This is a genomic window from Streptomyces sp. NPDC085944, from assembly GCF_040686295.1.
In the GTDB taxonomy this organism is placed as follows: domain Bacteria; phylum Actinomycetota; class Actinomycetes; order Streptomycetales; family Streptomycetaceae; genus Streptomyces; species Streptomyces salinarius.
Map to the genome: position 1 here is coordinate 418,898 of NZ_JBFBJX010000005.1, position 26,944 is coordinate 445,841.

The following is a 26,944-nucleotide window of genomic DNA, read 5'->3' on the forward strand; positions in this document are numbered from 1 at the left end:
GGCGCCGTCGTGCGTGGCCGAAAACACTTCACAGGGCCCGGGCGCGCCGGGATCATGTCTCTAAGACGGTTGTTCGAGTCAGGGGGACGGGGAGAGTGCCGGAGATGCCGGATCGGGACGAGGAGCGCGAGTACGACCTGAGGTGGGCGGACGGCGCCGAGTACAAGGAGCCCTCGGCACGGGCCCGGATGCTCGCCGCGCGCTGGAAGGAGAACCCTCCCGGACCGGTCCCCTTCCGAGCCGATCCCGACCACGTGGGCTCGGGACGCCGGTCGTCGTGGGTCTCCACCGCCGTGGTGCTCGGCTGTGTGGCCGCGGTGATCGTGCTGCTCGGTTACCTCAACCTCCGGGCGCCGTACTAGGGGGTGTCGTTCGGAGCAGGTCGGCTCCAGGCAAGGGTGCCGTGTGGCCGACCTGGGCGGGGGCGATGGGGGCCCCTCCCGCGCGAGCGAAGCCGAGCGTGGGGGAGCGTGCGGCTGCAAGGCGGAGGAGGGCGCCGGGGCGGAGCCCTGGCAACCGACGACAGCGCCGCTGGGGGGCACCTCCCACGCCCTTCAGGCAGTGGGGGAGCGCTTGCCGGACCCCGCGACCCCGGCACGATCCAAACGACGCCCCCTGGACCTGCCTGCCGGTGGGGCCGGGCTCAGCGGAACGCGGCGACGTTGCGGGCGGCCCAGTCGGCGAACGGGCGCGGGGCGCGGCCGAGGACGCGCCCGACGTCCGGGCTGACCCGCAGTTCGGCCGGGCACGGGTTGCCGAGGATGTCCAGGGTGTCGTCGGCCAGCTCCGCCGGCATGCTGCGCGCCATGGCGGCCATGGCCTCGTCGCGGGTCAGCTCGTGGAACGCCACGGGCGAACCCAGCGCGGCGGCGAGGGCCTCCGTCTGCCCGCGCGGCGTGATCACCTCCGGGCCGGTCAGCTCGTACGCGCCGCCTGTGTGCCGGTCGTCCAGCAGGCAGGCCGCCGCCACCGCGGCGATGTCCGCGGGGTCGACGACCGGCACTCCGACGTCGCCGAAGGGCGCGGCGACGACTCGTCGCTCACGGACGGACTCGGCCCACCACAGGGCGTTGGAGGCGAAGCCGCCGGGCCGCAGGACGGCCCACTCCAGGCCGGATTCCCGCACCGTGTCCTCCAGCGCCCGCATCGCGATCCGCGTCGCCCCGAAGGGCCTGGTCACCACGCCGAGGGTGGAGAGCAGGACGATGCGGCGGACCCCGCTCTCCACGGCCTCGCCGACGAGATCGGCGGGGTTGGCCCCGGCGGCGTGCAGGTCGCCGGAGAGCAGCAGGAACAGCGACTTCGCCCCGGCCAGCGCGGGCCGCAGGCCGGCCGGGTCGGCGAGGTCGGCCACCCGGTGGCGGACGCCGTCCGGCGCCGGCGCCGGGTGCCGTGACACCGCCGTCACCTGCGCGCCCGCCTTCGCCAGCGCCCGCGTCAGCGGTCGGCCGATGTTCCCGGTCGCTCCGGTCACCACGATCATGTCCAGCTCCTTCTCGGATGTCCTCTGTGGGCCTTCAAGCTAGGAGGGTGGACTAACTTTCGGTAAGGGCATACCTGGAGGTAAGCTCATGACATGACGGAAGGTGTGCAGCGCAGACGGGTCGAGACCGGCGAACGGTATGACGTGTTTCACACCGACTGCCTGGCGCGCGACGTGGTCGACCACGTGACCAGCAGGTGGGGCATCTGGGTGCTGATCTCCCTGCGGCGCAACGACCTCCGCTTCTACGAGCTGCGCGAGAGCATCCAGGGCATCAGCGAGAAGATGCTCGCCCAGACCCTGCGCGTCCTGGTCGAGGACGGCCTGGTCTGGCGGAAGGTCGAGCCGACGACACCACCGCAGGTCACGTACGGGCTGACCGAGTTCGGCCGGGACATCGGGGAGCCGCTGACGGACCTGTTCGACCGGATCACGGGGCGGCTGTCGGCGCTCGGCACCCGCTAGTCTCCGGGGCGCCGGGTGCACACTGGACATCGGGACGAGTGCCCGACTGCGAGGTGGTGCAGATGAAGAGCCGCTTCCGGAGCGACCGGCGGCTGACCGTGCGCATGGGGGTCACGCTGTTCCTGCTCGGTCTGTTGTACGTGGGCTTCGTCGCCGCGCTGATCGCCCTGCTGAAGTCCTGGGTGCTGGTCGTGGTGATCGTCGCGCTGCTCTTCGTGGCGCAGTACTGGTTCTCCGACCGGATCGCGCTGTTCGCGATGCGCGGCCGGGTCGTGGAGCGGGACGAGTATCCGGAGCTGCACGGCGTGGTGGACCGGCTGGCGGCGATGGCCGACATGCCGAAGCCTGTGGTCGCGGTGTCGGAGATGGAGATGCCGAACGCGTTCGCTACCGGCCGCAATCCGGACAACGCGGTGGTGTGCGTCACCACCGGGCTGCTGCGGCGGCTGGAGCCCGCGGAGCTGGAGGGCGTGCTCGCGCACGAGCTGTCGCACGTGGCGCACAAGGACGTCGCGGTGATCACGGTGGCGTCTTTCCTCGGCGTGATCGCGGGGCTGATCGTGCGGTTCGCCCTCTACTCCCAGCTCTTCGGCGGGCGCCGGGACCAGAACACGATGGCCGTCCTGGCCGTGGTGATGGGTGTCTCGGCCGCCGTGTACGCGCTCAGCTTCCTGCTGATCAGGGCCCTGTCCCGGTACCGGGAGCTGGCGGCGGACCGGGCCGCGGCCCTGCTCACCGGGCGCCCCTCGGCCCTGGCGGCGGCCCTCACCAAGGTCACCGGCGACATCGCGCGCATCCCGACCAAGGACCTGCGCACGGCCCAGGCCTTCAACGCCTTCTACTTCACCCCGGCCTTCGGTGCCGAGCCCGGCCTGAGCCGGATCTTCGCCACCCACCCCAGCCTGGAGCAGCGGCTCGACCAGCTGGGCCGGATCTCCACCGAGCTGGGCGAGGCGACGGCCCCCGGGAAGGCCTGAGACGCGGGCGGCCGCGGGAAGGACGGACACCAGGGCATGGGACTGCTGGACATCCTGCTCGGCCGGTCCAGGGCGGTGGGGCCCGATCTCGACCGGCTCTTCGCCCTGCCCTCGGCGGCGGTGGGCCTGGAGGCCGCGGCCGGCTTCCGGCCGACCGGGCAGGGGGCGGTGTGCTTCGCGACGGTCGAGGGCGCCGCCTTCGAGCGCACGCACCGCGAGATCCGCGCCCTGCTGGACGCGGACGCCGGCCGGACCCCGGTGGACCTGACCCACGACTCCTACGGATACTCCTGGCTCGTCTCGCACCGCTCCCCCGACGAGCTGCCCCTCCTGGTGAACGACCTCCACGCGGTGAACAGCACCTTGGAGGCGGGCGGCTTCGGCCCGCGGCTGCTGTGTTCCCTGGCCGGTTTCGCGCAGGACGACGGGCGTCGGCTCGCCCTCGTCTACCTCTACAAACGGGGCACGTTCTACCCCTTCGCTCCCCTGCCCGGCGAACGGCGGCAGCGGGACAACGCGCTGGAGCTGCGGATACGTGCCGCGCTCGCCGACGAGCTGCCGGTGGAGGGCGACCTGGGCCGCTGGTTCCCGGTCTGGGGCGCGCCCGGCCTGTGACCGCCGTGGGCCCCGCCTGTCAGTGGTGTCGGGCACGATGTCCGTACCGAGGACGCGTACCGAGGGCGCACGGCCGGACCGAGGACGCCGCGGACGTACGGACGGGCGGAGGGCCTGTATGGGTGAGGGCGCACGACGGCACATCGACGCGACCGAACGGCGGTACCGGCTGGCCCCGCGGCACCGGCTGGTGGCGGCCACGCGGGCGGAGGGTCCGGAGGAGGTCGCAGGTGCCCTGGTCGCCCTGCACGGCACGGACCCGGCGACGGTCCACCTGGCCGTGGGCGCGCGGCTGGCGGACGCGGCGAAGACCGTGGGCGAGACGGAGCGGGCGCTGTACGACGACGGGACGCTGGTGCGGATGCACGGCATGCGGAACACCGTGTTCGTGTTCCCGACGGAGCTGACGGCGGTCGTCCACGCCTCCACCGGCCGCACCGTCGCCGCCCGGGAGCGGGCCAGGCTGTTGAAGAACATGGCCGAGGCCGGCGCACCGGACGCCGCCTGGCTGACGGAGGTCGAGGAGTCGGCACTGGCCGCGCTGGCCCGGCGCGGCCAGGCCACGGCGGCCGAACTGGCCCGCGACGAACCCCGCCTGAAGGAGCAGTTCGCCTACGCGGCCGGGAAGAGCTACGAGGGGGTGCACACCGTCTCCACCCGCCTGTTGAGGGTGCTGGGGGTGGAGGGCAGGGTGGTGCGGGGCCGGCCGCTGGGCTCGTGGACGTCCAGCCAGTTCCGCTGGGCACCGGCGCCCGAGCATCCCGAGCTGGATCCGGGCGAGGCGCAGGCGGAGCTGCTGCGGCGCTGGCTGGCGGCGTGCGGGCCGGCGACCGAGGACGACCTCAAGTGGTGGACCGGGTGGCGGGTGACGGAGGTGCGTCGGGCGCTGACCGCGATCGGCGCGGAGGCGGTCTCGCTGGACGAGGGCACGGGGTACGTCGCCGCCGGGGACGTCGGCCCGGTCGCCGGGCCGGCCGAGCCGTGGGCGGCGCTGCTGCCCGCCCTGGACCCGACGGCGATGGGATGGCAGCAGCGGGACTGGTACCTCGCCCCCGAGCTGCGGCCGATGCTGTTCGACCGCAGCGGCAACGTCGGCCCCACGGTGTGGTGGAACGGCCGCGTGATCGGCGGCTGGGCCCAGCGGCCGGACGGCGAGATCGTTTGGCGGCTGCTGGACGCCGAGGGCGTCGGCCGCGACGCGGAGACCGCGGTCGGGGCGGAGGCGGAGCGCCTGGCGTCCTGGGTGGCCACGACCCGGATCACGCCGCGGTTCCGGACACCGCTGGAACGGGAGTTGTCGGCGTAGCCCGTCAGCCCTCTGAGCGCCGGCCGGCATCCGGCCCGCATGGGGGTGCCCCCTCTGGGGGGGGAGCTTGAGGACGAGGCCGTTCAGGCCGAAGCGGGGACCTGGGGGCGGCGGCCCCCGGAGAGGGCGACACAGACGCCGGGCACCGTGACCGACACGGCACCCGGCGCCGACGTCACCGCGAGTACCGCATCAGCGCCCGCACCATGTGGCACGTCGTGTCCGACGGCGGATGAACCCCGATGGTCAGCGCGGCGCTCCGTATCCTCTCGTCGCGCGCCTGGTTGGGCAGGTAGACGCCGGAGTCCAGCAGGGCGATGGCGAGCCGCATCGCCTTGAGCCGGCGGTTGTGCGTGATGTACCACTCGCGGGGGCGGCCCGTCGGCAGCGGACGCTTCTCCACGGGTTCGTACGGCAGGTCGAGCAGGACGGGCCGCTCGGCGGTGGACTGGGTGGGCAACGGCTTCGGCTTCAGTGCGGCAGCGGGCACGGGCATCCTCCTGTCGCGGTCGGGGTGCCGTCCGGACTTCCCGGCGACACTCTCGAACACTGCTTCTATTTTACCGCCCACCACTGACAAAAGCCCCTGACCACAAGGCCTTTCGGGGCCGCTGGGACTCAGGTGGTGAACGAGTTTCGCCGCCCTCCGGCTACCGTGTGCGGCATGGAGATCTGGATCAATCCGGCCTGCTCGAAGTGCCGCAGCGCGATCAGCCTGCTCGACGCGGAAGGGGCCGACTACACCGTCCGCCGCTATCTGGAGGACGTACCGAGCACGGAGGAGATCCGCGAGGTGCTCACCCGGCTCGGACTCGAACCGTGGGAGATCACCCGCACCCAGGAGGCGGCCGCCAAGGAACTGGGCCTGAAGGACTGGCCCCGTGACGAGGCGTCACGCGACCGCTGGGTGGCCGCACTCGCCGAACACCCCAAGCTGATCCAGCGCCCGATCATCACGGCGGACGACGGAACGGCCGTGGTGGGCCGCACCGATGAGGCGGTCAGGGACGCTCTGTCCCGGTAGATCAGGACTTGTCTCGCGCCGCGACTCGGGGTGGTCCTCGCTGTTACCCTGCGCGGCCATGACCCACGATGATCAAGGGCCGTCCCACGGACAGCACATACCGCAGGGACAGCAGCCGCCGTACGGGCAGTCGCAGCCGCAGCCGTACGGGCAGTCGCAGTCGTACGGGCAGCAGCCCGAGCAGTACGGCCCGTACGCCCCCTCCGCCGCCCCCGCCCCCTGGCCCGCCGAGCAGCACCGCCGACGCGGCCGCATCCGGCCGGCGGTACTGGCGGCGACGGGCGTCGTCCTCGCCGCGGCCGTCGCCGGCGGCGCCCTGATGTACACGGGCGGCGACGACGCCCCCACCGCCTCGCCGGACGCCTCGGCGACCGTGCCGCCCGCCGCCGCCCCCTCGGTGACCGGGAGCCTGCCCTCCGACGCCCCCTCCGCCCTGGCGTCCCTGCTCGCGCGGCCGGTCGTACGCCCCGAGCAGGCATTCCCGGAGGCGGCGGTGCGCCTGGACGACGGTTCCCGGTACGAGCGCGTCGACCTCGCCACGACCACCGACTGCGCCCGGGGCATGTCGCAGGAGCTGGCCGCCCTGGCCGACCAGGGCGAGGGCTGCTCTCAGCTCACCACGGCCCTGTTCACGGACGCCGAGCGGCGCTCGCAGGTGTCCGTGACGGTGGCGAGCTTCGTGCGCGCGGAGGACGCCGGGGCGGTGTTCGGCATGGCCTCCATGGACCCGGTGACGTACCAGACGGTGTCGCTCGATCCGCCGCCCGGGGCGGGACTGCCGACGGTGCCGCCCGGGTCGCCCGGCGTGTTCCGGCGGCTGATGACCGTACGGTCGGTGGTGTTCGCGAACGGCCAGTGGGGCGACGGTGCGGAGACCGGGGAGGCGGACCTCACCCGGCAGACCGAGGACCTGCTCCAGTACGTCGACGACAACGTGGTGGCCTACGAGGAGGGCTGAGGACGGGCGGGGCGGACCCGGGACGTGTGACTCAGGTTACGTACGCACGTCGACGTGACCGCTGAGTAACTCCGTTCGGTATCTCGTACATAGCGGCGTACGCTCCCCTACCTCTTCAGGAGGCGCGCATGTCGCGCAGGAGAACTCTCGGTACGAAGAAGAAGATCGCGCTCCTGGTGGGCGCCGCGACCGTGGCGGGCGGCGGCGCCTTCGTCATGGCGAACGCGTCGAACGCCGCGCAGCCCGCCCAGCAGGCGCGGACGAAGGCCGCCCAGGACTCGGGCGTCTGCCGGGGCCTGGCCACCGCGCTCGGCAACAACCAGCGGTTCATCGAGGGCCAGCGGGCCGATCCGGACGCGCAGTCCGCGGCGCGGATCGAGAACCGCGAGGCGGTCGTCGCGGAGATCGAGCGCAAGCAGGCGGCGTCCGGGTGCGCGGTCGGGGAGTCGGCTCAGGACTCCCAGGCCACGCAGGAGGGCGGACCGGCCGCGGGCCAGGACGCCGGCGAACAGGCCGGGGGTGCGGCCGGGGACCAGGCGGGCGACGGGGCCGGAGAGGCCGCGCAGACCGGCGAGCAGGTCTGCGCCGGCTCCACCGTCACCCTCTCCGGCGAGGGCGGGGCACCCGCCGCCTCCAGCGACCAGTTCCCCGTGGGCACCAGGCTGAAGGTGACCAACCTCGACAACGGCAGGTCCACGACCGTCGAGGTGAACTCGGTCTCGGGCAGCTGCGCGCTGCTCAACGACGCGGCGTTCGAACAGGTCCGGGAGGAGGGCAAGTTCCTGATCCGGCGGGCGCTGATCGAGAAGGTCGGCTGAGTGTCCGAGGCCGGCCGAGGCTAGGGCCGGTCCGGCGCCGCGAGGAAGTCGGCGAGGCGGCGGCCCAGCCCGGGCGGCGCCGACTGCGGCAGCGCGTGGTGGGAGACGTCCGGCAGTACGACCGTCTCCACGTGCGGCAGCAGGGTCCGCGCCCGGGCCGCCACCCCGGCCGGGTCGTGCGTCCTGCTGTTCGCGGCCAGGAGCAGCAGCACCGGCACGTCCAGGGCGCGCAGCGCCTCGGGGACCGGGCGCGGTCCGGTGACCGGCCTGCGCTCCGGGAAGCCGACGGCTGCCTCCTGGAGGGCGAGCCAGTCGGCGTCGAGCGGCGTCGCGCCGGTCTCCCAGTCCAGGAAGGCGCGGACGCGGCGGGGCGTGGGCCGCAGCAGCATCGGCAGTGCGCGCAGCAGGTAGGCCGCCTTGAACCCGGCGAAGCACTGCGTCGGGTCCAGGAGGAACAGGCGGCGTACCCGGTCGGGTGCGTGCAGGGCGTGGTGCAGGGCGATCCAGGCACCGTAGGAGTGCCCGCCGAGGTCGGCCTCCGCGATGCCGAGGCCGTCGAGGAGGGCGTCCAGCCAGCCGGTGAGGTCGGCGACCGTACGGGGGTGGCGGTCGCCGGCCGGTGTGCTGCGGCCGGGGGCGCCGACCAGGTCGACGGCATGGACCCGATGGGTGCGGGACAGTTCGGCGGCCTGGGCGTACCAGGACGCGGAGGTCGCCGCCCCGCCGCCCGGCAGCAGCACGAGGGGACGGGCGCCGGCCGGGCCGGTCACGTTGACGTGCGTCTCGCCGAAGGGGGTGGGCACGGTCACCGACCCGGTCCCCCCGGGCCACTTGGCCATGACCTTGTCGTAGGCGTCGTGGAACCGGCCGGCGTCGCATGGGCCGTGAGCGCTCATGATGGTGTCCCCTGTTTCGCTTGTTCCCTGTTCCCGCTTCTCGTGCGTCACCGGTATTCTCTCGTTGGGCGAGATACTTGTCGAGCGAGGCAATGCGGGAGGAGCGGCATGCCCGACCAGGGACCGGAGATGGAGGTCGTCCATCTGCTGCGCGCGGTCACCGTCGAACTGGGAGCGCACAGCGCGCGGTTCGCGCAGCGCAACGGCATGCACCCCACCGACGTCCGCGCGCTCATCGCGCTCATGGACGCCGCGCGCGCGGGCGAGGCGATGACCGCCGGGCGCCTGGGCACCGCGCTCGGGCTGAACTCCGCGGGGACCACGGCGCTGGTCGACCGGCTGGAGCAGGCCGGGCACGTGCGGCGGGTACGCGACGAACGGGACCGGCGCAGGGTCACGGTGGAGGTGGACGAGCGGGCCGTCGCGCTGGGCCGGGCCCACTTCGGACCGCTGATCGGGCGGGCGGTGGAGCTGCTGCGCGGGTACGACGAGCGGGAACTGGCGGCGATCAGGGGCTTCCTGACCGGCGTACGGGAGGCGGCCGGGGACGACGGTCGTGAGCCGCACCACAAGGACCCCAGGTAACGCGGCGTTCACATACGGGCAACGGTCGGGAAATCGCCCGTTGGCACGCTGCACGGCAGCAGACGCGGCGCCCCTGCCGCCCCAGCACCGCGAGTGCGGCGAGACCCACCCCGAAGGATGTGGCCCCCGTGACCTTCAAGGCCGAGTACATCTGGATCGACGGCACCGAGCCGACGGCCAAGCTCCGTTCCAAGACGAAGATCATCACGGACGCCCCCGCCGGCCTGGCCGCCCTGCCGCTGTGGGGCTTCGACGGCTCCTCGACCAACCAGGCCGAGGGCAACTCCTCGGACTGCGTGCTCCGGCCTGTCTTCTCCTGCCCCGACCCGATCCGCGGCGGCGACGACATCCTGGTGCTGTGCGAGGTCCTCGACACGGACCTGACGCCGCACCCGAGCAACACCCGCGCCGAACTGGCCGGGGTGGCCGAGCGCTTCGCCGCGCAGGAGCCGATCTTCGGCATCGAGCAGGAGTACACCTTCTTCAAGGGCTCCCGTCCGCTCGGCTTCCCCGAGGGCGGCTTCCCGGCCGCGCAGGGCGGCTACTACTGCGGTGTCGGCTCGGACGAGATCTTCGGCCGCGACGTCGTCGAGGCGCACCTGGACAACTGCCTGAAGGCCGGTCTCGGCATCTCCGGCATCAACGCCGAGGTCATGCCCGGCCAGTGGGAGTTCCAGGTCGGCCCGCTGTCCCCGCTGGAGGTCTCCGACCAGCTGTGGGTGGCCCGCTGGCTGCTCTACCGCACCGCCGAGGACTTCGAGGTCTCCGCCACCCTCGACCCCAAGCCGGTCAAGGGCGACTGGAACGGCGCCGGCGCGCACACCAACTTCTCCACCAAGGCGATGCGCGAGGGTTACGACGCGATCATCACCGCCGCCGAGTCCCTCGGTGAGGGCTCCAAGCCGATGGACCACGTCAAGAACTACGGCGCCGGCATCGACGACCGCCTCACCGGCCTGCACGAGACCGCCCCGTGGAACGAGTACTCCTACGGCGTCTCCGACCGCGGCGCCTCGGTGCGCATCCCGTGGCAGGTCGAGAAGGACGGCAAGGGCTACATCGAGGACCGCCGTCCCAACGCCAACGTCGACCCGTACGTCGTGACGCGCCTGCTCGTCGACACCTGCTGCACGGCGCTGGAGAAGGCCGGCCAGGTCTGAGACCGGTCGCGTCCGAGACCGGCCGGCTCCGGCCCCGGCCGCCGCGGTCCGGGCCGGAGTTGTCAGTGGCCCGTGCGACGGTGGCGTCATGGAGACCGACGGGGACCTCGCCATCAGGTCGAGACGGAGAACTGGCAGACGCACGCCCGGATCCGGGCGGCCGGGCTGCGGGAGCTGGTGACGCGCATCGGCCAGACCGGCGACCGCTTCCTGGTGGTGTGCTCGCCCACCTCGTCGCCCACCCGAACCGGGTGCACACCCGCGACCAGCTGGTCACCGCGGTGTGGGGCTACGGGCACGTGGGCGACGGCCGCACCGTCGACGTGCACGTGGCCCGGCTGCGCCGCAAGCTCGGCACGGAGCACCGGCAGACGATCCAGACCGTGCGACGCGTCGGCTACAAGTACACCCCGCCCGCGGGCCGCTGAGCGGCTCAGCAACTGCGGGCACCGAACGCCGGGCGTCCCTCTGCTGACGGCAGAGGCGCGTTCCCTCCGGCCGCCGCACCCGGCACAGTGACCGGTATGAGGCTACTGGTGCTGGGCGGTACGGAGTTCGTGGGACGGGCCGTGGTCGAGGCGGCGCTCGGCCGGGGCTGGGAGGTGACCGTCCTGCACCGCGGACGGCACGCCCCGCCGGCCGGAGCGCGGGCGCTGCACGGCGACCGCACCGCGCCCGACGGGCTCGCCGCCCTGGCAGGGGCCGAGGGCACGTGGGACGCCGTCGTCGACACCTGGTCGGCGGCGCCCCGCGCGGTCGGGGACGCGGCGCGGCTGCTGCGGGACCGCGCCGGACGGTACGTGTACGTGTCGAGCCGCTCGGTGTACGCCTGGCCCCCGCCCGCCGGGTGCGCCGAGGACGCCCCGCTCGTCGGGGGCGCCTCGGCGGACGCCGGACAGAGCGACTACGCCCGGGACAAGCGGGGCGGGGAGCTGGCCGCCGCGGACGTCTTCGGCGCGGACCGCTCCGTGCTCGTGCGGGCCGGGCTGATCCTCGGCCCGTACGAGAACGTCGGCCGGCTGCCGTGGTGGCTGGACCGCGTCGCCCGCGGCGGGCCCGTCCTCGCACCGGGCCCGCGCGACCTGCCCCTGCAGTACATCGACGTCCGCGATCTCGCCGACTGGACGCTCGGCGCGGTGGAGCGGGGGCTGAGCGGACCGTACAACCTGGTCTCCCCGCCGGGGCACACCACCATGGGCCGCCTGCTCGACGCCTGCGCGAGGGTCACGGGCGGCGCGGCGGAGCTGCGCTGGACCGACCCCGCGACCGTCCTCGCCGCCGGGATCGAGCCGTGGGTGCAGCTGCCGGTGTGGACGCCCCCGGGCAGCGACCTGTACGACGCCCTGCACACGGCTGACGTCACCCGGGCCCGGGCGACGGGCCTGACCTGCCGGCCCGTCGAGGACACGGTGGCCGACACCTGGACCTGGCTGCGGGACATCGGCGGCACCGCACCCCGGCGCCCGGACCGGCCCCCGGTCGGGCTGGACCCGGACACGGAGGCGAAGGCCCTCGCCCCGGCCGACGGCCCTTCGGCGGGCGCGGGTGTACCTGGCACCACCCCCTGACCGGGGTGCCCGGCCCAGTGCCCCGCGCCGGCGCCTCGGCGAGACTGATGCCATGAGCATCGAGGCGAAGAGCGGCACCCGGCGGACACGGCACCCGGCCCGTACACGGACACGGGCTGTCGCGCTGGCGGCCGTGCGGGGACTGGCACTGGCGTTCATCGCCCTGCCCGGCGCGGTGGTCTGCTTCTGCCTGAGCCTCGTGTCCGTCGCCCTCGTCCCGATCGGGATCGGCATCGTCACCACGCCGTGGGTGCTCACCGGCGTGCGGAAGTTCGCGGACTGGCGGCGGCTGCTCGCCGCCGAATGGGGCGGGGTGCGGATCCGGCGGGCCTACCGGCCGCTGCCCGCGGACGCCAACCCGTGGGCCCGCACCTTCGGGATGCTCCGTGACCCGGCGACCTGGCGGGACGTTCTGTGGCTGCCCGTCGACATGACGGCCGGCGCCGTCACCGCACTGCTGGCCTTCGCGCTGGCCCTCTACCCGCTGGAGGGCTTCGCCATCGCGGCCGGGCTGTGGCGGGTGCTGCCCGACGGGTACTGGTACGGCTTCGTCAAGGTCACCGGCCAGGCCTCCGCCCTCTTCGCCGCCGTACTGGGCGCCGTGCTCCTCGTCGCCTCCCACCGGCTCACCCCGCTGCTGCTGAAAACCCACTTCCGGCTCACCGGGGCGATCCTCGGTTCGGGCCAGACCGAACTCGCCGAGCGGGTACGGGTCCTGACCGAGACCCGGCGGGACGCCGTCGACACCTCCGCCGCCGAACTGCGCCGCATCGAGCGCGACCTGCACGACGGGGCGCAGGCCCGGCTGGTCGCCATGGGCATGGACCTGGGCACCATCGAGGCGCTGCTGGAGAAGGACCCGGCGAAGGCCCGGGAGCTGCTCGTCCAGGCCCGCCGCTCCTCCGCCGACGCCCTGACCGAGCTGCGCGAGCTCGTGCGCGGCATCCACCCGCCGGTGCTCGCCGAGCGCGGCCTGGGCGACGCGGTGCGCGCGCTGGCGCTGCGGCTGCCCGTCACCGTCGAGGTCGACGTGGACCTGTCCGGCCGGGCCGACGCCCCCGTGGAGTCGGCCGCCTACTTCGCGGTCAGCGAGGTGCTCACCAACGCCGTGAAGCACTCCGGCGCCGACCGGATCTGGATCGACATCCACCACGGCGAGGGCCTGCTGCGCGTCTGTGTCACGGACAACGGGAAGGGCGGCGCCGCGATCGGGGCGGGCTCGGGCCTGGCCGGGGTGGAGCGGCGACTCGGTACATTCGACGGCGTCCTGGCCGTCAGCTCGCCCGCGGGCGGCCCCACCATGGTCACCGTGGAGATCCCTTGCGCGTTGTCCTAGCCGAAGACCTGTTCCTGCTGCGCGACGGGCTGGTCCGGCTCCTGGAAGCCCACGACTTCGAGATCGCCGCCGCCGTCGAGACGGGCCCCGAGCTGTCCCGGGCCCTGGCCGAGCTGAAGCCGGACGTCGCCGTGGTCGACGTCCGGCTGCCGCCCACGCTCACCGACGAGGGCCTGCAGTGCGCGCTGGAGGCCCGCCGCAACCGGCCCGGACTGCCGGTGCTGGTCCTGTCCCAGCACGTGGAGCAGTTGTACGCACGCGAGTTGCTGGCCGACGGCAGCGGCGGGGTGGGGTACCTGCTCAAGGACCGGGTGTTCGACGCGGAGCAGTTCGTGGACGCCGTACGGCGGGTGGCGGCGGGCGGTACGGCGATGGACCCGCAGGTCATCCAGCAGCTGCTCAGCCGACGGGCGGCGGAGGACCGCCCGTTGGAGCGGCTCACCCCCCGCGAGCTGGAGGTGCTGGAGCTGATGGCGCAGGGCCGGACCAACGCGGCGATCGCCGGGAAGCTGGTCGTCACGGAGCGGGCGATCGCCAAGCACACGGCGAACATCTTCGCGAAGCTGAGCCTGGAGGTCTCGGACGACGACAACCGCCGTGTACTGGCGGTGCTGGCGTATCTGGACCGCGGCCGCTGACCCTCTCGCGCGTCCCACACGTCCCACGGGACCCGGCAATTCCCCTCACGGGTGAACACCTCCGAAGCGGCTTCCGTATGGATGGGAGCCGCTTCACCCCTGTCGGGCGCCCTCGATGCCCCGCAAGCGATGCCTCCGCAAGGAAGTTTGAGGAGTTCCATGGGACGCAACACAAGAAAACGCCGTACGCCGCTGGCCACCAAGATCGTTGCCGGGGCGGCGGCCCTGGCGGTCGGCGGGGGCGGACTCGTCTGGGCCAACTTCTACGCTTCGGCGCACGAGGAGCATTCCGGCCACAACCGGACCAGGTCGGCCGCCGCGCAGGTGGCGACGATCGACTGCCCCGACGTCGGCCAGGAGATCCGGGACGTGCCGGACCGGGCGCGCGGGGAGGTGGACGGCGAACTGGCCACGATGGACAGCCAGATCACCGACGCCTACCAGCGCCTGGCCACCACACGGCGGGCGCAGGCGGGTGACGCGCAGTTCGTCCAGAACGCCATCCTCGGCCCGCTCAAGGACCGGCGGAAGGCGATCATCGACCGGATCCAGCTGGAGATCAACCGGGCCGGCGGCAAGGCGGACGACAATCTGGACGACCTGGCCCAGTGCCAGGGCCGCCCCGCGGACCAGATGCAGAACGGCGACGGCCAGAACCAGGGCGGCAACGGCCAGGACGGCGACGGCGGGAACCAGGACGACAACGGCAACGGCGCCGCAGGTCCGTTCGCCGACGACTTCGTCGACATCAACGACGTCGAGCCGAACTCCCGGGACCTGGAGAACGGCTTCGCCGCCAACGGCGACGGCGGCTCCACGGGCTCGTTCACCGCGATCTGCGGTGTCAACGAGAACAACCTGTTCAACAGCGACAACCTGATCGTGGCACCCGGCGTCGACAACGGCGCGCACCACACGCACGACTACGTCGGGAACCAGGACAACAACGCCTTCTCCAGCGACGAGGACCTGGCGAACGCGGACACCTCCTGCCAGAACCAGGGCGACAAGTCCACGTACTACTGGCCCGTGCTGCGTCTCCAGGACGGCACCCAGGAGTTCGACGCGAACGACCAGGGCGGTGGCGCCGAGGGCAACGTCGGGAAGATCCTCAAGGCCTCCCAGGCGGAGATCAGGTTCGTGGGCAACCGGCGCAGCGACGTCGTCGCGATGCCGAAGTTCCTGCGCATCATCACCGGCGACGCCAAGGCCTTCACCAACGGCGTCGCCAACGCCAACAGCTCGTTCAGCTGCACCGGCTTCGAGGACAGGCAGGTGACCGACAAGTACGTGCTCTGCCCCGAGGGCAGCCAGGTCGTGCGCACCTCCCACTTCCAGAGCTGCTGGGACGGCCAGAACATCGACAGCACCAACCACCGCGACCACGTAGCCTTCGTACAGCGTGACGGCGGCTGCCCGAACGGCTTCCAGGCCATCCCTCAGCTCCAGGTGCGCCTGGTGTACGACGTACCGGCACCGACGGTCGAGAACGGGCAGGTCCAGAACCCGTACGCGGTCGACGGCTTCCCCGAGCAGCTGCACAAGCCGATCACCGACCACAACGACTTCATCAACGTCATGGACGAGGACCTGATGAACAAGGTGGTCGACTGCATCAACCGCGGCGAGGACTGCCAGTAGCAGCGCGAGGTCCCTCGGCCGCGAGAGGGCCGGTGGCGGAGATCCGCCAGCGGCCCTCTTCGTGTTCCCGTGCCTGCGGTCAGCCGCCGTGAACGGCATGTTCGCCGGCCCCCGGGGAGTGCCCGGAGTGCCCGCCGCCGTGCTGGACGCCCTGTTCCAGGGTTCCGCCGAGCCGGCCGCGCAGGTCCGCCACCACGTCCTCGTGGCCGACGGCGACCCATTTGCGGCCGACGAGGTAGTAACCGCCGTAGTCCTTCGCGGTGTTGATCCACTCGCGCTGGCCGCGGTCGGTGGCGAAGGTGGCCAGGACGTACTTCCCGTCGCCCTTCCCGCACAGGGCCTGGCGGATGGTGTCCGCGTCGGTCTGCAGGTCCGGCGCGCACTTCGCCTCGGCGGCCAGGTGTTCCAGGCTGCCGGCCGCCGTCTCGGGCACGGCGGCCCCGCCGCCCCCGTCGGCGCCGCAGCCCGTCAGGGCCAGGGCCGCCGCCAGGGCGGCCGGCGCGAGCATCGGTCGGGTCAGCCTCATGTGTTCCTCCGGTCCGCCGGTGCGACATGCCGCACGGAGCCCCCGAAGAGGGGCTCTCACCGTCGATACGGGCGCGGCGCGCGAAGTACTCAGGAACCCGAGTGCCCGTGGGGCCGGGACCGTGCGAGAGTGGCGGGGTGGACCAGGACTGGGAAGAGCGCGTGACGGCCGCCTGGGCGGCATTCGACGACTACGCCGAGGAGGACGCCGCCGACTTCCGGGCGATGATCGACGCCCTCGCCGACGAGCTGCCCGCGGACAGTCCCCTCGGCCTGTTCGAGCGGGCCTGCGCCTGGGACTCCACGGGCCACTCCGACCGAGCCGTGCCGCTGTACCGCGAGGCGCTGGAGCGCGGTCTCGGCGAGACCAGTCCGTACAAGGGGCGCCGGGCGAAGATCCAGCTCTCCAGCTCCCTGCGGAACACCGGGCACCCGGAGGAGGGAGTGAAGCTGCTCTCGCCGGAACTGGTCGCACCGCCGGACGAGTTGGACGACGCGGTGCGCGCGTGTCTCGCACTCTGCCTGTCGAGCATGGGCCGCGACCGCGAGGGCCTGTCCCTGGTGCTCGGCGCACTGGCGCCCCATCTCCCCCGGTACCAGCGGTCGATGGCCAACTACGCGCGGCAGCTGGTGGAGGTGGACCCCGAAGAGGAGTGACCCGGCTCGCCGGGGGCGCGGGGGAACGGTGACCATCCGCCGGTTCGCTCGTTCTGCTGAACGTGCAGCCACAGGATGTCGCCCCGCGCCCCGCACCGTCCTCCGCCTCCTCGTCCGGCCCGGTCGTCGACGTCGAGCAGGCCGAGGCCGCGCTCGTCGAGCACTATCCGCGCCTGGCCCGGCTGGCCTATCTGGTGCTGCCGCCGGGCCTCGGCCGGGGCCGCCGCGTCCTGACCGCACACGCCCTCACGCAGCGCGCCCTGCCCCGCAACCGGACGACGACCGCGGTCATCCCGGCCCAGTCCACCGGCCGGGAGGTCGATCCCGGGTACGCGTTGGTCCGGCTCAGGGTGGTGCGTACGGCGCTGGAGGCGGGGCTGCCGCTGCGGCGGCGGGCGTGGCCGAGGCGGTCCCAGCTGCCGCCGCTGCTGCCCCACGTGCGGGGCCTCAAGCTCTTCCCGCGCTCGGGCGGCGCCGACGAACTCGCCCTGGACCAGCGGCTGTCCGCGCTCTCCGGTGCGGGCCGGGCGGCGTACGTGCTGCGCGGTCTGGAGCGGCTCCCCGACGACGGGGTGCGGCAGGTGCTGGAGGCCGCCGGGGTGGCCGACGCGGACGCGGCGCTGCGGGAGGCCGACGGGGTGCCGGGGAAGTACGGACTGCTGGACTCCCCCGAATTCGACCCCTGCTCGCTGCAGGCCCGCCCGACCGATCTGCTGCGCCGGCGCCAGCACACGAAGGCCGCGCTGGTCGCCGGGGCGGCGCTGGTGGTGTGCGGGGCGCTGCTCGGCCTGCCCGGGGACGGCTGGGGGCCGGACGGTGCCGCCGCTCCGCCCTACGCACGCAACCCGGCGGCCGAAGCCGCGCTCGATCCCGGCAGGCTCACCAGGGTCGCGCCCGCCGCCTGGGAGACGTCCGCGCGCACGGACTTCTCGGTGTGGCCGGCGCGCGGCGACCTCACCGGCGACGAGGAGCTGCTGCGCCGCGCCCTGGCCGTCTGGGCCCGGCCCGGCGAGAGCGTGGGGGTGTCGGCGACGCCGGGGACCCAGACCGGCGCTCCGGCCGGTCCGCCGCAGCTGCTGTACGCCGGGAACGTGGACAACGCGCGGGTGGTGATCCTGCACGACGGTCTGCGCCTGGTCCGGTACGCCGAGCCGAAGAACGGTTCCGCCGGTGCCGCCCTGGACTTCGCGCGGACCGACGGGGCCGGCCGGGCCACGGCGACCGCGGTGGTGCTGGGCCGGGCCGACGGGAACGTCCGCTATCTGACGGCCCCCTGGGTGACGGAGGCGGCCGCGCGCGATCTGGTCGAGCCGGGCTCCGGCCCCAAGGAGCTGACGCTCACCGACGGTGTGACGTCCCCGCTGGCCAGCCCCGTGCAGCAGCAGTCCGGCGCCTGTACGTCGTGGAACGCGCTGGAGCTGACCGACGGTTCGGACACCCGGGTGGTGACCGACCTGGGCGAGCTGGTGCCGGCCCGCCTCACCGCCGGGCGCCCCGGCGCCGCCAAGGACGCCTCGGGTGCGAAGGCGCTGGACGCCTGGGCGCCGTACGCCTGCTCGCTGGGCGCGGTGCGCGGGCAGGGGGTCCGGTCGGTGAACGCCTGGGAGTTCGCGGAGCAGCCGCTGCCCGACGGGACGGGGCCGGGCGACTGGGTGTGCACCCGCGCGGAGACCTGGCGGGGCGAGGGGGCGCGGGTGCTGGCGCAGTTCCGGACGCCGGGCGGGGCGCAGGGCGCGGTGGCGGCGAAGGCGCAGGACGTGCCGGCCTGTGGTGAGCGCGATCCGCACGTGCTGGCCGGGGTGCTGTGGAAGTCGGAGGGCGGGCACTGGTACCTGCTCGCCGCGGCCAGTCGTGGCACGACGTCGATCGAGGCCACCGGCGGTATCAGCGACTTTGCCGACGGGAACCTGCTGACGGCGAAGGCCGAGCAGGGCGCGCGGGCCGAGCTGAAGGGCACGCTGGAGAGCGGTCGGACGATCGGCGGACTGCGCTAGCCACCGTCCACGGCAGCCCGGACCCCCTTGCTGACATCAACGTCAACAAGTCTCGGCAGAAGGGTTCCCCGCGGACTTACCGCTCAGTACATTGACGCCATGTCTAACAAGCCTGTCCCGTTCATGGCACGGCTGCGGAAGCCGACGACCCTGCTCCTCGCGGCCGGCGCCGCGCTCGTCGTGGGCGCGGGCGCGGTGCGGCGCAGGAGGCCGGGCTCGCCGCCCCGGACGAGGCCCGCCCCGCGCCCGTCGGCCTCCGGGCCGCCCCGCCCCCGCGCGCTGACGCTGCTGGTGACCGCGCACGAGCGGCTGGCCGACGGGGTGGTGCGGCTGCGCCTGGAGGGGACCGGCCTGCCCCGCTGGGAGCCGGGCGCCCACCTGGACCTGGTTCTGCCGTCGGGCCTGGTGAGGCAGTACTCGCTGTGCGGCGATCCGGAGGACACCTCGTCGTACACGGTGGCCGCGCGGCTGGTCGAGGACGGGCGGGGCGGTTCGCGCGAGGTGCACGAGCAGGTGCAGGAGGGCACGGAGCTGGAGGTGCGCGGCCCGCGCAACCGTTTCCCCCTCGTCGATGCCCCCGCCTACGCGTTCGTCGCCGGGGGCATCGGCATCACGCCCGTGCTGCCCATGCTGCGGGCGCTGCCCGAGGGAGCCGAGTGGCGGCTGCTGTACGGCGGGCGGACACGCGCGTCGATGCCGTTCCTGGAGGAGGTCGAGAAGCTGGCCCCGGAGGGCGGGCGAAGCGAGACAGGGGTACCCCCGGCCGAAGGCCGGGGGAGCGTCACCGTCGTCCCCGAGGACGAGGACGGGCGGCCCGATCTCGACGCCTTCCTGGCGGACCTCCCGGCGGGCGCGGCCGTGTACTGCTGCGGTCCGCAGGGCCTGATGGCGGCCGTGGAGGAGCGCCTGCCCGAGGGCGCCGCACTGCACCTGGAGCGATTCGCGCCCCGTACGACGGCCGACGGCGACGGGGAGTTCGAGGTCGAACTGCACCGCAGCGGGCGCACGCTGACCGTGCCCGGCGACTCCTCGGTGCTGGCCGCCGTGCGCGCCGAGCTGCCGAACACCCCGTACTCGTGCGAGCAGGGGTGGTGCGGGACCTGCCAGCAGACGGTGCTGGAGGGCGAGATCGATCACCGCGACGACCTGCTGACCGACTCGGAGCGAAGTGACTCGATGCTCATCTGCGTGTCCCGGTGCCGGGGTACGCGGCTCGTGCTCGACATGTGAACACCGAGGCCCGGTCCGGCCCGTTCGGGGGCCGGATTCGATCGGTAAGGTGTTCGTATGACTACCGGGGTACGCCGCAGGATGGGCGTCGAGGAGCGGCGGCGGCAGTTGATCGGCGTCGCGCTCGAACTGTTCAGCCGCCGCTCGCCCGACGAGGTCTCCATCGACGAGATAGCGTCGGCCGCGGGCATCTCGCGCCCGCTGGTCTACCACTACTTCCCCGGCAAACTCAGCCTGTACGAGGCCGCGTTGCAGCGCGCCTCGGACGATCTGGCGGCCCGGTTCGCGGAACCGCGCCAGGGCCCGCTGGGCGCGCGGCTGCTGCGCGTGATGGGCCGGTACTTCGACTTCGTGGACGAGCACGGCCCGGGTTTCTCCGCCCTGATGCGCGGCGGCCCGGCCGTCGGCTCCTCGACGACCAACGCGCTGGTGGACTCCGTACGGCAGGCCGCGTATGTCCAGATCCTTTCGCACCTGGACGTCACCGAGCCGCCCGCTCGGCTGGAACTGGTCGTCCGCTCCTGGATCTCGCTCGCCGAGTCGACGGCGCTGATCTGGCTGGACGGCCGCCGCATCCCGCGCGCCGAGCTGGAGGTCCAGCTCGTGCACGACTTCGCGGCGCTGCTCGCGGTGAGCGCCGCCCACGACGAGGAGATGGGCGCGCTCGTCCGCCGGGTCCTCGCCGATGAGCCGGACGACGGCCCCTTCGGGGACCTGGTGGAGCGGCTGCTCGCCCTGACCGCCCGGTGAGCGCCGCGCCGACGTGGGGGCTGGTCGTGGAGACGACCCTGGGCACCGGGGAGCGCAAGCACACGGAGGCCCAGGTCGTGGCGCACGTCACCGGGTCCCGCGAGGAGGCGCTCGCCGAGTTGGAGCGACGGGCGCGGAACTACTCCCCCACCCACCCCCTCAGCCCCCGGCGGCGTCGCCTGCTGCGGGTCGGCGACGGGTTCCTGCTCGTGGTGGACGGGGCCTGGCAGTCGTTCGTCACCCGGTTCACGGTGGCGGAGCTGCTGACGGACTCCGCGGCGCCTCAGGCACCCGAGCCGGAACGGGAAGCGGTGCCGGAACCGGAGGCCGGAACGGCCCCGGAGCCGGTGGCCGAGGCGGCCCCGCCCGCGCCCTCCGCCGCGCGGGAGCCGGAGCTGGACGCGGACGGGGTGCCGGTGCGGCCGGCCTGGCTGGGACGCCGCGACCTTTCGTGAGGCCCGGGCCGGCCCGTGCGGCTACTCGGTCTCGAACTTGCGGTACGACGGGTCCAGGTCGCGGACCTCGGCGGAGGCGTGCAGGGCGAGGCCGTCGCCCGGCTTGGCGTACTGCCGCAGCAGTTCCAGGACGGCCTCGGTCAGCCGCACCTTGGTCTCGTCGGTGCGGCCCGCGAGCAGCCCGAGCGTGACGTGCACGACGGCGTGCCCCTCGGTGTCGGGGCCGACCACGGTGTCCTCGGTGCGGCGGAACTGCGTCTTGCACGCCGGCGGCCTGGCGGACGCGATCTCGACGACGGCCTCGTGCAGGGCCCGCGCGAAGGCGGGCCGGTCGAAGTCGTCCGCGAGCCGACCGGAGTAGTCGACGGTGATCTGCGGCATGAGCCCTCCCGTTTGCGTTCGGCACGTCAACAGCAGGGCTCACCCTAACCGCAGATCCCCCGCCCTCAGCCGGTCCGCTCGAAGACCGCGACGGTGCGGGCCGGCACGGTGAAGGTGCCGGTCTTCGCCGCGTAGGCCGACTCCTTCACCACCGGGTCCGCGCCCGCCGCCTGCACCGGGTGCAGCCGGTAGCCGGTCCCGGCCGCCGCGCCGACGCGCTGTTCCCGCTTCTCGGGCGTGGCGTTGAAGACCACGACGAGGTCGCCGAGGCTCATGGTGATCACCCCGGGTGTCTCGTCCGTGCCGGAGAGCGGGAAGGAGAGCCGGGACTGCACCTGCGCGGCCGTGGCGAGGGAGAAGTCCTGCTCGCCACCGCGGATCCTCAGCAGGTCCCGGTACGCCGCCGAGGCGCCGGTGATCTGCGGGCAGCCGACCCGCACGGTGTCCAGCAGGGGCTTGGCGTAGGGCCACTTGTCCTGGTTGTCGGCGGCCGGTGGCAGACCGCGGCCGAACCCGTTGCCGTCGGCGCAGTTCCAGTGCAGGGCGTTGAACCAGTCGCCGCTGTCGTAGGAGTTGCGGTCCAGCGACTTGGAGCGCAGCAGGTCGGTGCCCGCCTGGGAGAGCGCCGGGCCCTGCGAGAGGGTGGCGGTCGCCATGGCGAGGACCTGCATGCGGGCCCGGTCGTCGGCGGACGTGTCCTTCGGCAGCTTGAAGGCGAGCGCGTCGAACAGGGACTCGTTGTCGTGCGCGTCGGCGTAGGCGAGGGCGTCGCCGGGTGCCGCCGCGTATCCGGCGGGGGCACCGTTGTAGTCGACCTCCGAGCCCTTGACCTCCTTGCCGTCGGTGTCGGTGAAGGCGTAGTCGGCGAGGTTGCCGGTCAGGCCGACCTTGATCAGGTCCTGGTAGTGCAGGAGGCGGGCCCTCTGCTCGGCCTCGGTGCCGTTGGCCTTCGAGGAGTTGGGGTCGGTGTAGAGGCCGGAGGCGAAGCCCTGCACGCCGGGATCCTCGTCGAAGGGGCCGCCGCCGCGCACGGCGTCGCGGGCCCGGTCGGAGAAGGTGGCGATGCCGGTGCCGGCCATGTTCTCCTGGGTGGCCTGGACGAAGCGGGCGTCGTCGGCGACCTCGCCGAAGTTCCAGCCCTCGCCGTACAGGATGATCTTCTTGCCGTCGACGCCGTCCTTCTGGAGGGTCAGCTCGTCCAGCGCCTTGCGGACCGCGAGGATGTTGGCCTTGGGGTGATGGCCCATGAGGTCGAAGCGGAAGCCGTCGATCTTGTACTCCTTGGCCCAGGTGACGACCGAGTCGACGACGAGCTTGCCCATCATGGCGTTCTCGGTGGCCGTGTTCGAGCAGCAGGTGCTGTTGGCGACCGAGCCGTCGGCCAGCAGCCGCTGGTAGTAGCCGGGCACGATCCGGTCGAGGACGCTGGTCTTGGCCTGTCCGCTCGCGGCCGTGTGGTTGTAGACGACGTCCATGACGACGCGCAGCCCGTCGTCGTTGAGGGCCTTGACCATCTCGCGGAACTCGACGGTGCGCTCGGTGCCGTCCGGGTCGGTGGCGTAGGAGCCCTCGGGGACCGTGTAGTGGTACGGGTCGTAGCCCCAGTTGAAGGCGTCCTGGGCGGCGGTCTTGGTCACGCACTCCTGCTGCTTGTCGGAGTCGGCCGGGTAGGCGGCGAGGTCGCAGTCGGGCGTCGTCCGCTCGGACTTCTTCTCGGGGATGGTGGCGATGTCGAAGGCGGGCAGCAGGTGCACGTAGGACGTGCCGGCCTCGGCCAGCTCGCGCAGGTGCTTCGAGCCGTCGCTCTTCTCGTCGGTGAAGGCGAGGTAGGTGCCCCGGTGGTCCGCGTCCGCCGTCGGGTCGGCGACGGAGAAGTCGCGGATGTGCAGCTCCTGGATCCGGGCGTCCCTGAGCGGCACCGCCTCGGGCTTGCGGTAGTGCTCCCAGCCGCGCGGGGCGAGGGAGCGGTCGTCCAGGTCGACGACGAGGCTGCGCTCGGAGTCGGTGGTCAGGGCGAGGGAGTACGGGTCGGTGACCTTGTTGGTGACGACCTCGCCCGCGGTGGGCGCCCAGACCTTGACGGCGTAGCGGTAGGCCTTGCCCTTCCAGGACTTCGGGCCGGTGACGGACCAGACGCCGGAGGCGTCGTCGCGGCGCATCCGCACGGTGCGGTCGCCGATCTCCAGCTTCACGTCCTGCGCGGTCGGCGCCCACACGGAGAGGGTGGGGCGGCCGTGCCGGAAGACCGGACCGAGGCCGGCCCCGGTCGCCCGGTCCGCGTACAGGTCGTCCAGGGCGCCGGCGGTCTGTACGCCCGTCGCGGCGAGCAGGGCGCCGGTGGCGGTGCGCTGGGAGGCGACGACCTGGCCGCGCAGGGCCTCGCGGACCCGGTCGCGGTCGCGTGGGTCGACCGACCAGGCCGTGTACTCCTTCAGGTGCGGGAACTTCGCCTTCTGGGCGTCGGTGAGGGCGCTCTTGGTGAGGCGGAGCCACCGCTGGTCGTCGCCGGTGAGTCTGCCGCCCTCGGCGGTGATGGAGCCGGTGCGGGAGGCGAGCAGCTGGGTGGAGGCGGCGCCCTCGGAGCCGTTCCAGGCGACGGTGTCCCGGTCGATCCACACCGCCTTGGAGGTGGTGAGGTCGACGGCCGCGGCCGAGCCCGCGGGCTGCGGCAGCAGGTACTCCTCCTGACCGCTCAGCAGCCACACCTCGTGGCCGTCGGCCTTGAGGTCGAGGGCCTGGTCGGTGGGCAGGTCCTTCTCGTCGCCCTTGTGGACGATGTAGCCGAGGCTGCTCGCGCCCTCGGTGAGCGGCACCTCGAAGACCGCGCCGTAGGGGTCGGTCCGGACCGGCTGGAGCGGCTCGGCCCAGTCGGTGGGGTTCGCGGCGTCGCCCCAGACGTGCAGGCCCCAGCCGTCGTAGTTCCCGTCGGCGCGGTGGTAGTGCAGTACGGCCTTGGTGGTGTCCTGGGCGGGGTACTCGGGCCGTTCGGTGGCGACCTGCTCCTCGCCCTGCTCGATCCACACCTCGCCGGTCTCGGTGACGTCGATGGTGCGGTCTGCGGCGACGTCCTTGTTTCCGTCCTTGTCGATGACGAGGAAGCCGACGTTCGACGCGCCCGGCTTGAGCCTGACGTAGGCGAAGGCGCCGTAGGCGTCGCGGCCGGTGAAGGGGTGGGTCTCGGGCCAGGTGGTGGCCTCGCCGTCGGCGAGGTCGCCCCAGGCGTACAGGCCCCAGTCGCCGTAGTTCCCGTCCGCACGCTTGTAGTGGACGACCGCGTAGTCGCGGGAGACGGCGGTGGGCGCCTCCTCGGCGGGCGGCGCGGCGGTGGTGGAGGCGGCCGTGGCGCTCGCGGTGCGGCCGGCCGAGTCCACGACGACCGCCTTGTAGCGCAGGGCGGTGCCGGCCGGGGTGTCCGCGTCGATGGCCTGGGTGACCTTGTAGGGGGCGTGGTCGGCGGTGCCCAGGGTGCGCCACTTGCCGTTCCCGGCCTGGGCGGCGAAGACGACGCGGTTGAGCTGGCCGCCCGCGACGTCGGCGCTCAGCTCGACGGTGCCGGTGGCGCCGGGGTCCGGGGCGTGCAGGGTGATCGTCGGCTTGGCGGCGGGCTGGGCGAGCCTGCCCGCGGCCTTGAGGACGACGGCCGACCGGGCCGGGACGGTGACGGTGACCTTCTTGTCGGCGCCCGACTTCACGGCGGCGTCGGTGCCGTAGATGCCGCGGAAGGTCATGCCCGCGGAGCCGGTGGCGAAGGTGGCGCTCTTCTCGGTGCCGGCGTTGTTGAAGGCGACGACGTACTCGGTGCCGGTCTTCGCGTCGGTGCGGGAGACGGCGTAGACGCCGGCGCCGTCGGCCGCGTAGCGCTCGGTCTGGACGCCGTCGGCGAGGGCCGGGTTGGCCTTGCGGAGCTCGGCGAGGGCGCTGATCCGCCGGTAGAGCGGGGCGCTCGTGTCGTAGGCGGCCTCGGCGTGGGTGCGGTCGGTGCCGAGCTGGTCGTCGTCGAGGTAGTCGGCGGTGCGGGAGGCGAACATCGGCTGGCGGGCGTCCTTGTCGCCGCCCGCGCCGGTGAAGCCCTGCTCGTCGCCGTAGTAGATCACCGGGTTGCCGCGGCTGAGGAACATCAGCTCGTTGGCGAGCCGGTCCTTCCGCAGCAGTTCGGCATCGGTGGCCTTCGGGTCGTCCTGCTTCAGGAAGGTCCCGATGCGGCCCATGTCGTGGTTGCCGAGGAAGGTGACCTGCTCGTAGGCGTTGGCCTTGTCGGTCGTGTACTTGTAGTCGTCGCCGAAGACCGCGGCGAGCTTACGGGCGCTGCCGCCCTGGGAGGCGTAGGCGCGGGCCGCGTCCTGGAAGGGGAAGTCCAGGGTGGAGTCCAGGCGGCCCCGGGTGACGTAGGGCGCGGTGACGGAGGTGTCGGCGGAGTAGACCTCGCCGAACATGAAGAAGTCGTCGCGGCCCTTCTTGGCGGCGTAGGCGTCCAGCGCGGTCGCCCACTGGGTCCAGAACTCCATGTTGACGTGCTTCACGGTGTCGATGCGGAAGCCGTCGATGGCGAAGTCCTTGACCCACCGCTGGTAGATCTTCTCCATGCCGCTGACGACCTCGGGACGCTCGGTCCACAGGTCGTCCAGGCCGTTGAAGTCGCCGTAGGTGGCGGACTCGCCGGCCCAGGTGGAGTCGCCCCGGTTGTGGTACATCGCCGGGTCGTTGAGCCAGGACGGGACCTTGAGGTTCTTCCTCGCGGCCGGGACCGTCGGGGTGCGCGGGAAGGAGCCGGAGTCCACGTGGGGGAAGCGGCGCTCGCCGTCCGCGTAGTCGGCGTCGTCGAAGGGCTTTCCGTCCTTGGTCAGGTAGGGGAAGGCGTCCTTGGAGAGGTAGTCGTAGGACTTCTCCTCGTAGTCGACGACGTCGGCGGTGTGGTTGGTGATGACGTCGAAGAAGACCTTCATGCCCTTGGCGTGGGCCTTGGAGATGAGGTTCTTGAGGTCCTGGTTGGTGCCGAAGTGCGGGTCGACCTGGGTGAAGTCGGTGATCCAGTACCCGTGGTATCCGGCCGAGGCGTCCTTGCCGGTGCCCTGGACGGGCTGGTTCTTGAAGATGGGCGCCATCCAGATCGCGGTGGTGCCCAGGCCCTTGATGTAGTCGAGCTTCTCGGTCAGGCCCTTGAGGTCGCCGCCCTGGTAGAAGCCCTTGTCGGTGGGGTCGTAGCCGGTGGCGAGCCGGGTGCCGGTCAGACCGCCCTTGTCGTTGCGCGTATCGCCGTTGGCGAAACGGTCCGGCAGGACGAAGTAGAACTGCTCACGCGTCAGGTCGTGACGCGCGGCGGTCTTCGCCAGCTTCGCGTCGGACGGGGGCGCGGGCGGGGCGTCGGCACGCGCGGCGAGCGGGGGAAGCAGTGCGGCGGCGAGCGCGGTCACGGTGACGGCCGCGACCCGTCTCACTCGTGCGGTACGGCGCGCGACAGGCACCGGCCATCTCGGTATCACAG

25 protein-coding genes and 1 pseudogene are annotated in these 26,944 nt (G+C 73.0%); 20 read left to right on the plus strand and 6 right to left on the minus strand.

Features of this window, described 5'->3' with window-relative positions; translation table 11 throughout:
* The first annotated feature begins 104 nt into the window (after positions 1-104).
* Complete coding sequence (locus AB0P07_RS12870; RefSeq protein WP_365549102.1) at positions 105-362, plus strand: hypothetical protein; 258 nt, start codon at positions 105-107, stop codon at positions 360-362.
* A 281-nt stretch (positions 363-643) separates the two neighbouring features.
* On the opposite strand, the gene AB0P07_RS12875 is transcribed toward AB0P07_RS12870, so the two are convergent.
* Entirely contained in the window at positions 644-1,483 is an 840-nt protein-coding gene (locus AB0P07_RS12875; RefSeq protein WP_365549105.1) for an NAD(P)H-binding protein, read from the minus strand.
* Between the two features lie 93 nt (positions 1,484-1,576).
* Here AB0P07_RS12875 and AB0P07_RS12880 point away from each other — a divergent pair, with 93 nt between their 5' ends.
* The 4 genes from AB0P07_RS12880 to AB0P07_RS12895 all read left to right on the plus strand — a co-directional run bounded on the left by AB0P07_RS12880 (position 1,577) and on the right by AB0P07_RS12895 (position 4,846).
* Positions 1,577-1,948: a helix-turn-helix domain-containing protein gene (locus AB0P07_RS12880; RefSeq protein WP_125632315.1), complete on the plus strand. Its 372-nt coding sequence runs from the start codon at positions 1,577-1,579 to the stop codon at positions 1,946-1,948.
* A gap of 62 nt (positions 1,949-2,010) precedes the next feature.
* The gene (htpX, locus tag AB0P07_RS12885) at positions 2,011-2,925 is read left to right on the plus strand and encodes a zinc metalloprotease HtpX (RefSeq protein WP_365549108.1); all 915 of its coding nucleotides are present in this window, start codon (positions 2,011-2,013) and stop codon (positions 2,923-2,925) included.
* 36 nt (positions 2,926-2,961) lie between these two features.
* The gene (locus tag AB0P07_RS12890) at positions 2,962-3,540 is read left to right on the plus strand and encodes a hypothetical protein (protein ID WP_102931117.1); all 579 of its coding nucleotides are present in this window, start codon (positions 2,962-2,964) and stop codon (positions 3,538-3,540) included.
* Between the two features lie 118 nt (positions 3,541-3,658).
* Positions 3,659-4,846, plus strand: coding sequence for a winged helix DNA-binding domain-containing protein (locus tag AB0P07_RS12895; RefSeq protein ID WP_365549111.1), 1,188 nt, complete (start codon positions 3,659-3,661; stop codon positions 4,844-4,846).
* A gap of 175 nt (positions 4,847-5,021) precedes the next feature.
* Here the strand turns inward: AB0P07_RS12895 and AB0P07_RS12900 are convergent, their stop codons facing one another.
* A complete protein-coding gene (locus AB0P07_RS12900) occupies positions 5,022-5,336 on the minus strand; it encodes a hypothetical protein (protein WP_365549113.1) in 315 nt (104 codons plus the stop codon).
* A gap of 174 nt (positions 5,337-5,510) precedes the next feature.
* Between AB0P07_RS12900 and AB0P07_RS12905 the strand changes: the two genes are divergently transcribed.
* The 3 genes from AB0P07_RS12905 (at position 5,511) to AB0P07_RS12915 (ending at position 7,646) form a co-directional block, all read left to right on the plus strand.
* Positions 5,511-5,870 (plus strand): arsenate reductase family protein, encoded by a 360-nt coding sequence (locus AB0P07_RS12905; RefSeq protein WP_365549116.1) that lies wholly within the window; start codon positions 5,511-5,513, stop codon positions 5,868-5,870.
* A gap of 58 nt (positions 5,871-5,928) precedes the next feature.
* Complete coding sequence (locus AB0P07_RS12910) at positions 5,929-6,828, plus strand: hypothetical protein (protein WP_365549119.1); 900 nt, start codon at positions 5,929-5,931, stop codon at positions 6,826-6,828.
* A gap of 128 nt (positions 6,829-6,956) precedes the next feature.
* Complete coding sequence (locus tag AB0P07_RS12915; protein WP_365549122.1) at positions 6,957-7,646, plus strand: hypothetical protein; 690 nt, start codon at positions 6,957-6,959, stop codon at positions 7,644-7,646.
* Positions 7,647-7,666: 20 nt separating this feature from the next.
* Here AB0P07_RS12915 and AB0P07_RS12920 read toward each other — a convergent pair whose 3' ends face one another.
* Positions 7,667-8,542 (minus strand): alpha/beta fold hydrolase, encoded by an 876-nt coding sequence (locus tag AB0P07_RS12920; protein WP_365549125.1) that lies wholly within the window; start codon positions 8,540-8,542, stop codon positions 7,667-7,669.
* 108 nt (positions 8,543-8,650) lie between these two features.
* On the opposite strand from AB0P07_RS12920, the gene AB0P07_RS12925 reads away from it, so the two are divergent.
* From AB0P07_RS12925 to AB0P07_RS12955, 7 genes and pseudogenes are all read left to right on the plus strand, one after another.
* Positions 8,651-9,127 (plus strand): MarR family transcriptional regulator, encoded by a 477-nt coding sequence (locus AB0P07_RS12925; protein ID WP_361567263.1) that lies wholly within the window; start codon positions 8,651-8,653, stop codon positions 9,125-9,127.
* 128 nt (positions 9,128-9,255) lie between these two features.
* Complete coding sequence (gene glnII, locus AB0P07_RS12930; RefSeq protein ID WP_365549128.1) at positions 9,256-10,287, plus strand: glutamine synthetase; 1,032 nt, start codon at positions 9,256-9,258, stop codon at positions 10,285-10,287.
* A 218-nt stretch (positions 10,288-10,505) separates the two neighbouring features.
* Positions 10,506-10,715 (plus strand): annotated as a pseudogene (locus tag AB0P07_RS12935) (helix-turn-helix domain-containing protein); the annotation flags it as partial.
* 96 nt (positions 10,716-10,811) lie between these two features.
* Positions 10,812-11,855 (plus strand): SDR family oxidoreductase, encoded by a 1,044-nt coding sequence (locus AB0P07_RS12940; RefSeq protein ID WP_365549131.1) that lies wholly within the window; start codon positions 10,812-10,814, stop codon positions 11,853-11,855.
* Between the two features lie 52 nt (positions 11,856-11,907).
* Positions 11,908-13,191 carry a sensor domain-containing protein gene (locus tag AB0P07_RS12945; protein WP_365549134.1) on the plus strand — a complete coding sequence of 428 codons (1,284 nt, stop codon included), beginning with the start codon at positions 11,908-11,910 and terminating at the stop codon, positions 13,189-13,191.
* Entirely contained in the window at positions 13,176-13,829 is a 654-nt protein-coding gene (locus AB0P07_RS12950; protein ID WP_102928324.1) for a response regulator transcription factor, read from the plus strand. The genes AB0P07_RS12945 and AB0P07_RS12950 overlap by 16 nt, the downstream gene beginning before the upstream one ends.
* A 159-nt stretch (positions 13,830-13,988) precedes the next feature.
* Positions 13,989-15,470, plus strand: a complete 1,482-nt coding sequence (locus AB0P07_RS12955; RefSeq protein WP_365549138.1) for a DUF1996 domain-containing protein — start codon at positions 13,989-13,991, stop codon at positions 15,468-15,470.
* Positions 15,471-15,549: 79 nt separating this feature from the next.
* Here AB0P07_RS12955 and AB0P07_RS12960 read toward each other — a convergent pair whose 3' ends face one another.
* A complete protein-coding gene (locus AB0P07_RS12960; protein ID WP_365549141.1) occupies positions 15,550-15,996 on the minus strand; it encodes a hypothetical protein in 447 nt (148 codons plus the stop codon).
* Positions 15,997-16,133: 137 nt separating this feature from the next.
* Between AB0P07_RS12960 and AB0P07_RS12965 the strand changes: the two genes are divergently transcribed.
* From AB0P07_RS12965 to AB0P07_RS12985, 5 genes are all read left to right on the plus strand, one after another.
* The gene (locus tag AB0P07_RS12965) at positions 16,134-16,652 is read left to right on the plus strand and encodes a tetratricopeptide repeat protein (RefSeq protein WP_365549144.1); all 519 of its coding nucleotides are present in this window, start codon (positions 16,134-16,136) and stop codon (positions 16,650-16,652) included.
* A gap of 62 nt (positions 16,653-16,714) precedes the next feature.
* On the plus strand, positions 16,715-18,646 hold the full coding sequence (locus AB0P07_RS12970) for a hypothetical protein (protein ID WP_365549147.1): 1,932 nt from the start codon (positions 16,715-16,717) through the stop codon (positions 18,644-18,646).
* A gap of 99 nt (positions 18,647-18,745) precedes the next feature.
* The gene (locus tag AB0P07_RS12975; RefSeq protein WP_365549149.1) at positions 18,746-19,876 is read left to right on the plus strand and encodes a PDR/VanB family oxidoreductase; all 1,131 of its coding nucleotides are present in this window, start codon (positions 18,746-18,748) and stop codon (positions 19,874-19,876) included.
* A gap of 57 nt (positions 19,877-19,933) precedes the next feature.
* Positions 19,934-20,626 (plus strand): TetR/AcrR family transcriptional regulator, encoded by a 693-nt coding sequence (locus AB0P07_RS12980; protein WP_365549151.1) that lies wholly within the window; start codon positions 19,934-19,936, stop codon positions 20,624-20,626.
* A complete protein-coding gene (locus tag AB0P07_RS12985) occupies positions 20,623-21,081 on the plus strand; it encodes a hypothetical protein (protein ID WP_365549154.1) in 459 nt (152 codons plus the stop codon). The genes AB0P07_RS12980 and AB0P07_RS12985 overlap by 4 nt, the downstream gene beginning before the upstream one ends.
* Positions 21,082-21,102: 21 nt before the next feature.
* On the opposite strand, the gene AB0P07_RS12990 is transcribed toward AB0P07_RS12985, so the two are convergent.
* Both AB0P07_RS12990 and pulA read right to left on the minus strand, forming a co-directional pair.
* Positions 21,103-21,462, minus strand: a complete 360-nt coding sequence (locus tag AB0P07_RS12990; protein WP_125632274.1) for a 5-carboxymethyl-2-hydroxymuconate Delta-isomerase — start codon at positions 21,460-21,462, stop codon at positions 21,103-21,105.
* A 65-nt stretch (positions 21,463-21,527) separates the two neighbouring features.
* Positions 21,528-26,942 carry a pullulanase-type alpha-1,6-glucosidase gene (pulA, locus tag AB0P07_RS12995; protein ID WP_365549156.1) on the minus strand — a complete coding sequence of 1,805 codons (5,415 nt, stop codon included), beginning with the start codon at positions 26,940-26,942 and terminating at the stop codon, positions 21,528-21,530.
* Positions 26,943-26,944: the final 2 nt, after the last annotated feature.